The 1290-nt window shown below is 53.6% G+C and carries 1 protein-coding gene; it reads right to left on the bottom strand.

What is annotated here, in order from left to right:
• Positions 1–217 precede the first annotated feature (217 nt).
• Entirely contained in the window at positions 218–856 is a 639-nt protein-coding gene (locus IQ254_RS31135; protein ID WP_193970002.1) for an HAD hydrolase-like protein, read from the bottom strand.
• Between the last annotated feature and the right edge of the window lie 434 nt (positions 857–1290).

Raw genomic sequence — 1290 nt, 5'->3', positions numbered from 1 at the left:
GCCGTTCTTGGAAATATCATGAGACCCACAGGTCGGACAAATCATCTCAATCGTCATGGGTTCGACTCCCTTGTCATCTCGATGGCATAGTCTGATTTTCCTCTGCCCCGTACACTAATGCACTACCAAATAATGCTGCATCTGTATCGTCTCCCCAATCTGGAGGTTGACTTGCAGAAGGCGCGGGGGGCATGGGTCAAGAACCAAAGCGCCCGATCTATTGGCAGGATAGCCTATCGGCGATCGCAGGCAGGGCATCGGGCTCATCTACCAGCCAATCGGGTTGGGCTGCCGCCAGCGCCTCCCGACTGTTAAAGCCCCAGGTGACCGAAATAGGCCGAATACCCGCAAACCGCGCCGCCTGAATATCGCGCACCTCATCGCCCACATAGACGGTTTCATTGGGAACGAGCTGGTGCAGCTCCAGACATTTAGCGATTAGTCTTCCCTTGCCAAACAGGGTGCCACCGCCATCGACGCTGAAAAAACAATGATCTAGGGCATGGGCACTCAAGAAGGCTTGCACCACCTCAGGGGTGTTTGAGGTAATCACCGCCAGCGCGTGGTTCTGGGCGTGCAATTGGCGAATAACGGCGGGCATTCCTCCGCAGGGGGCGATCGGGGTGCAGTGGGATTTCAATTCTGCTCGCAGGCGACGGATCAGAGCCGGAATTTTCAGCAGGGGAATACCAGAATACCGGATCAGCTGACGAGTGCTGAGCCCCTTTAAGGCCTCCACCTCATCCAGGGGCGTTGGGCGATAGCCAAACTCTGGGGCCAACCGATTGGTAATCTCTACAATGGTCGACAAACTGTCTGCCAAGGTACCGTCGAAATCAAACAAAAACGTGGTCAAAGTAGACTTACCCAAAACGCCACGCTTAGCTAAACCTCGTCTAACTTGAAACCCGGCGTTGCCCTCACCCTAGCCAGCCCAGGATGTCAGGGTTGTGACCTGGTCCCAGTCTCTATGCTAGGGCCAATCAGTACCCTAGGGCAAACCTTCACAGTCCGATGGCAAATTTCTGGCCAATGAGGGGAATAGATGAACTTGGGTAAGGGCGAGTGCCCCCCCTACAGAGGATATCTAATTTTTGATGCATAACTGCATCCAGCAATCCCCATTTAGGCCAGCCGACAAAATCCGTCTAATTAAGACCGACCTTAACGGGTGACAAGGGTACTCAACGTCATGCGGTACAGGGCTTTGAGACAATAAAGGGGACAAAAAATAGGGAGCCTCAGTGCAGCTCCCCTAAACCAATATGTTTCCTGCATCCTACCAAACCA

Source organism: Nodosilinea sp. LEGE 07088, from assembly GCF_015207395.1.
Lineage (GTDB): Bacteria > Cyanobacteriota > Cyanobacteriia > Phormidesmidales > Phormidesmidaceae > Nodosilinea.
The sequence above is the reverse complement of the archived record's forward strand: the minus strand, read 5'-3'. Positions and strand labels throughout refer to the sequence as shown.